Origin of the sequence: Actinophytocola sp., from assembly GCF_050699935.1 — a bacterium.
GTDB lineage: Bacteria > Actinomycetota > Actinomycetes > Mycobacteriales > Pseudonocardiaceae > Actinophytocola.
In genome coordinates this window covers 1-5,753 of the sequence record NZ_JBOHGB010000249.1, presented here as the reverse complement: position 1 = coordinate 5,753, position 5,753 = coordinate 1, and the positions used below count along the sequence as shown (strand labels likewise).

Annotated in this window: 4 protein-coding genes; all 4 read left to right on the top strand. The window is 74.5% G+C overall.

Annotated elements, in window-relative coordinates:
* On the top strand, nt 1-702 hold a 702-nt coding region (locus tag ACRDTB_RS37115; protein ID WP_431436944.1), incomplete at its 5' end, for a condensation domain-containing protein.
* A gap of 1 nt (nt 703) precedes the next feature.
* On the top strand, nt 704-3,805 hold the full coding sequence (locus ACRDTB_RS37110) for an amino acid adenylation domain-containing protein (protein WP_431436943.1): 3,102 nt from the start codon (nt 704-706) through the stop codon (nt 3,803-3,805).
* An 8-nt stretch (nt 3,806-3,813) separates the two neighbouring features.
* Nucleotides 3,814-4,122: a phosphopantetheine-binding protein gene (locus ACRDTB_RS37105; RefSeq protein ID WP_431436942.1), complete on the top strand. Its 309-nt coding sequence runs from the start codon at nt 3,814-3,816 to the stop codon at nt 4,120-4,122.
* 113 nt (nt 4,123-4,235) lie between these two features.
* On the top strand, nt 4,236-5,753 hold a 1,518-nt coding region (locus ACRDTB_RS37100; RefSeq protein WP_431436941.1), incomplete at its 3' end, for a condensation domain-containing protein.

Below are 5,753 nucleotides of genomic sequence, written 5' to 3'. Positions count from 1 at the left end.
GCACCGGCCACGGCGGACGACGAGGAGGCGGGCCGGCACACCGACCTGCTCGCCCCCGACCTCGCCGGCGGCGTCCGCGCGCTCGCCAGCCGTGCGGGCGTCACCCCGTACCTGGTGTTCGCGACAGCGCTGGCCGCGCTCACCCACCCCGGAGACGACGAGCGGCGGCTGGTGCTGCTCGGCACCCTCATCGCCCAGCGCGACCGGCCCGAGTGGCAGCGGATCGTCGGGCCCCTGCTCAACGTCTCGGTCCTCGCCATCGACCTCGACCTCGCGAGCCCGGTCCCCGACGCGCTCGCCGCCACCCGCGACGCCGCGCTGCGCGCCTACCGCTGCGCCAACCTCCCGTTCCAGGAGCTGGTGCCACACCTGACGCCCGCGCCCGGCGGGGACGGGTCGCCGTTCGACGTGATGCTCGTGATGCAGCCGCCGGGCGGCCCGGTCGCGTTCACCGGCCTCGACGCCTCTGTTACCGACGTCGACACCGGTGCCGCGCCCTACCCGCTGCTCGTCGACATCGAGGAGCGCGACGGCGGCTACCAGGTGTCCTACCGCTACCAGGCGAGCAGGTTCGACCCGGTGGGTGTCGCCGAGCTCGCCGGCCGGATGCGCGCGCTGGTCCGCGCGCTCGGCGCGGCGGGCGACCGGTCCCTCGCCGAGCTGGTGCCTGCGGGCTGGGCGCTGCCCGCGGAGAGGAGCTGACATGCCGGATCCGGTGGTGGGCGACGTGCTCACGGAGTTCGCCACGCACCGCGCCGCGAACCCGGACGCCCCGGCCGTGGTCGCCGACGACGGGGGCAGCACCTACGCGGAGCTGGACGCCGTCGCCCGCGAGCACGCCGCCGCGCTACGCGCCGCGGGCGCCGGCCCGGAGACCGTCGTCGCCCTGGTCACCGACCGTGGCCCCGGCTACGTCGCCATGGTGCTCGGCGCCCTGCTCGCCGGCGCCGCGTTCGTGCCCGTCGAGCCGACCGTTCCGGTCCGCCGCGCACGCCAGATGTGCGGCTCGGCCGGCGTGCGGGTCGTCCTGGCCGCCCCCGGTCACGAGCGGTACGCCGACAAGCTCGCCGCCGAACTCGCCCCGGCGCCACCGGTGCTCGTCGCGGGTGCGGCCGCCTCCGGCGCCGACGTGCCCGTGATCCGGCGGCGCCGCGACGGCCTCGCGTACGTGATCTTCACCTCCGGCTCCACCGGCACTCCCAAGGGCGCCATGGTCGCCGACGGCGGGATGGACAACCACATCGCCGCCAAGGTCGCCGACCTCGGCCTCACCGCCACCGACGCGATCGGCCTCACCGCCCCGCTGTCGTTCGACATCTCGGTGTGGCAGACGCTCACCGCGCTGACCACCGGCGGCCGCGTCGCCGTCGCGTCCCCGCTCAACATCTCCGAACCGGTCGAGCTGGTCGCGTGGGTGCGCAGGCACGGCGTGACGGTCCTGGAGATCGTGCCCTCGTTCCTGGCCGTGCTCATCGAGGAGCTCGCCATCGATCCGGGCCTGCGCGCCGGGCTGTCCTCGCTGCGGTACCTCGTCGCCACCGGCGAGGCGCTCCCCGGGCGGGTCGCGCAGCGCTGGTACGAGCACTGCCCGGACATTCCGATCGTCAACGCCTACGGCCCGACCGAGTGCTCCGACGACGTCACCCACCACGTCGTCACCGCGGCGGAGAGCGCCGCCCGGCCCTGGCCGTCCATCGGCACCGAGGTGCTCAACACCCGCATCTGGATCCTCGGCGAGGACGGCGCCGAGGTACCGGCCGGCGTCGAGGGCGAGCTGTTCGTCGGCGGGCACGGCGTCGGCCGCGGCTACATCGGTGATCCCGTCCGAACCGCGCTCGCGTTCGTCCCCAACGGGCTCTCCGGCATCCCCGGCGCCCGCCTCTACCGTTCGGGAGACCGCGCGAGCCGCGCCGCCGACGGCACCATCGACTTCCACGGCAGGCGCGACCGGCAGGTCAAGATCCGCGGCCACCGCGTCGAACTGGGCGACGTCGAGGCCGAGGTGCTGCGCGTTCCCGGCGTCGCGTCGGCCGCCTGCGTCTACGCGGCCGGCCGGCTCCAGGCGTTCGTCACCCTGCGCGCCGGCGCCGGCGCCGCCACCGGTCCCGAGGTGCTCGCCGCGATCCGCGTCTCCGCGCCGAAGTACCTGGTGCCGCACGAGGTGACGGTGCTCGACCGGATGCCGGCCAACAGCTCCGGCAAGATCGACTACCGTGCGCTCGACAGCCGCGGCGGCGACACCCCGGCGCCCACCACTCCGGAACCCACTCCGGAACCCACTGTCCGGGCGGCCACTCTGGACAGTGTCCGGGTGGTGGTCGCGGAGGCGCTGCGCCTCGCGTCCGTCGGCCCGGACGACGACTTCTTCACCTCCGGCGGCGACTCACTCCTCGCCATGACCGTCGTGTCCACCGCGCGCGACCAGTTCGGCGCCGACGGCGCGTCCCTGCGTGCCTTCCTCGCCCGGCCCACTCCGCGCGGCCTGCTCGCCGCCGTCGAGGCCGCCGCGTCCTCGGGCACCGCGGAGCCGGCGCCCGAGCCCGGCGCGCTGTCCTCCGGGCAGGAGCGGCTGTGGTTCTTCGAGCAGCTGCACCGCACCAAGGCGCCGAACCTCCTCATCCTGTCGCTCGACCTGCACGGCACCCTCGACCTCGACGCCCTGCGGCACGCGCTCGCCGCGGTCGTCGCCAGGCACGAGCCCCTCCGCACCGTCTTCACCCAGGAACGCGGCGTGCCCAGGGCTGTCGTGGGGCCCAAGGCCGACGTGACGCTGGAGATCGTCGACGGCGACCAGGCCGGGTTCGCCATCTCCGCCCGTACGCCGGAACCGCCGCTGATGACCGTGCGGCTCGCCGCCGTCGCGCCCGGCCACCACGTGCTGACCTTCGCCATGCACCACCTCGTGGCCGACGGTTGGTCGCTGGAGGTGCTCAAGCGGGACATCGCCGACCACTACGAGCGCTGGCTCGCCGGCACCTCCGACATCGTCGCGCCCCGCACCTCGTTCAGCCGCTACGTCGCGGCGGAACGGGAGTGGCTCGCGAGCGCCGACGCGCGGGACTGCACTCGCTACTGGACCGACCAGCTGGCCGGCGCGCCACCCACGATCGACCTGCCGCTGGACCGTCCCCGCCCGGCGAAGCCCGCGTTCGTCACCAACCACGTGGTCACCCACCTCACCGAGGCCGAGACCGCCGCGGTCGCCGCCGCGGCCCGCGCCCGGGGAGCGACCCCGTTCATGGCCGTGCTGGCCGCGTCTTACGTGGTGCTGCGGGACGCGACCGCCACCACCGACCTGGTCCTCGGCATCGACTCGGTCAACCGCTCGTGGCCCGGCAGCGAGGAGCTGATCGGCACGTTCGTCAACCAGCTGCCCGTCCGACTCACCCCCGGCGCCGCCCCGACCTTCGGCGAGCTGCTCGACCTGGCCCGGCGGCAGGTGCTCGGCGCGTACGAACACGACCGCCTGCCGTTCCACAAGCTCGTCGCCGCGGTGAATCCGGCGCGCAAGGCGGGCCGCTTCCCGCTGTTCCAGGTCAAGATCACCCACCAGGGCGCGTGGCGCGCCGGCGTGTCGCTGCCCGGACTCGAGGTCGTGCCGCGCGAGCTGGCCGACCCGGTGATGGACCTCGATCTCATGGTCGACGTGTCCGGCGAGATCGACCGGCTGCGCCTCGAGGTCCTGTTCTGGCCGGAGGTGCTCGACACCGCGACGGTCGAGCGGTGGTCCCGGGCACTGGCCGACGTGCTGCGCGCGGGCGCGGCGAACCCCGACGTTCCACTCCCCGCAGGCGAGAGGCGATGAGGATGGACATGGCTACGGACACCGCGGAGCAGTTCACCGGGCCCCGCACGCCGACGGAGGAGCTCGTCGCCGGTGTGTGGCGCGAGCTGCTCGAGCTCGACGCCGTGGACGTCGAGGAGGACTTCTTCGAGCTGGGCGGGCACTCGATGCTCGCGGTCCAGGTGCTGTTCCAGCTCACCGAGAAGACCGGTGTCGAACTGCAGCTCGAGGACTTCTTCGAGCTCGGCACCGTCGCCGACGTCGCCGCCGAGCTGGACCGGCTCCGCGCGGAAGGCGCGTCGAACGCCGGCGAACCCGTCTTCGAGGGGGAGCTGTGAGCGAGAGCGGAGCCGCGTCCGCCGTCTGGACTGACGAGCAGCGCAGCCGTGAGGAACGAACGGCGAGCAGCGCAGGAGGGAAGACGGCGGGTAGCGGCGGAGCGGAGCTAACCATGGGCACTGTGACCGCACAGGACCTTCTGCGGCGGCTGGACGACCTCGGCGTCGACCTCACCCTCGCCGACGACCGGATCCGCTACCGCGGTCGGGGCGAGGCCCTGCCCGCCGAGCTGCTCACGGAGATGAAGCGGCACCGCGACGAGCTCGTGGAGCTGCTGTCCCGGCGGGCGAGCCTCGCCTGGCCACCCGGCCGTGACGGCGGCTCCGCGGGTGGTTCCGACGGTGCTGTCCACACCGGACCGCTCACCGCCGCGCAGCGCTCGCTCTGGGCCACCACGTACTTCGCCGAGGACGGCACCTACAACCTGTGCGGCGCGCTGCGGCTGCGTGGCTCGCTCGACCACGACGCGTTCACCGCCGCGCTCCGCGACATCCACCGCCGCCACCCGTCCCTGCGCACGGTTTTACCGGTCGACCGAGGAGAGCCGCGCCAGCGGGTCCTGCCCGGCGTCGAGCCGCCGCTGACCGTCGTCGACGTCACGGCGGCCGCCGACCCGTACGCGGACTGCCTCGCGGAGTGTGCGCGCCTCGCCGACCGGCCCCTCGCGCTCGACACCGCGCCACCCGTCGCGATGCGCCTGTTCCGGCTGGCCGCCGACGACCACGTGTTCTTCTTCGTGCTGCACCACGTCATCGCCGACGGCCCGTCGTTCGGTCCGCTCCTCGACGACCTCGCGCACAGCTACGGCGCGTGCCGCACCGGCGAGGACGTCGCCCCGGCGGGCACGGCGCTCGACATGGTGGACTACGCCCGCTGGGAGGCCGACCGCCTCGCCTACGCCGACCTCGCCCCCGCCCGCAAGTACTGGCGCGACCGGCTCGACGACGCCGCGCTCGGCGCACTACCCCTGCCTCCGCCCCTCGACGGCGCCCAGGACGGCGGGCGTGCGGGCGCGCATCGCGTGACAGTCACGGCGGCGACCACGGCCGCCGTCCGCGAGCTCGCCGACGCCACCCGCTCCAGCGTCTTCACCGTGGTGTCCACCGCCGTCGCGGTCGCCCTGTCCCGCTACACCGGCCGCGACGACCTCGTCGTCGGCATGCCCGTCTCCCGCCGCGACCGTCCCGGACTGGAACGCATGGTCGGCTTGCTCCTCGACATGGCGCCCGTGCGGCTCGATGTCACCGCCACCACCCCGTTCGCCGAGCTGGTGAAGCGCACCAGGGCCGCGGTGCTCGGCGCCGTCCGCCACGCGCCCGTGCCCCGCGAGGTCGCCGGTGACCCGGCGTCCCGGGCGCTGTTCAACGTCATCCTCACCGACCTCGGCGCCGAGCTGCCCGCCCCCACCTTCGCCGGTCTGAGGACCGAACACGTCGAGGTGCCGCAGGTCGGCGCCAAGTACGACCTCAACTTCCTCGTCCGCGACGACGGTGACACCCTGACCATCGACGTCGAGGCCGACCGCCGCGCCGTCGCGGACGCCGACGTCGCCGCCATCGCCGCGACCGCCGTGGCGATCCTCGACGCCGCGGCCGACACCGCGGCCGCCGGTGTGGCGGCCGCCCTGGCC

Excerpts from the sequence above, each read along its gene's own strand:
- ACRDTB_RS37110 (WP_431436943.1), top strand. The coding sequence starts at position 704 with ATGCCGGATCCGGTGGTGGGCGACGTGCTCACGGAGTTCGCCACGCAC.
- ACRDTB_RS37105 (WP_431436942.1), top strand. The coding sequence starts at position 3,814 with ATGGCTACGGACACCGCGGAGCAGTTCACCGGGCCCCGCACGCCGACG.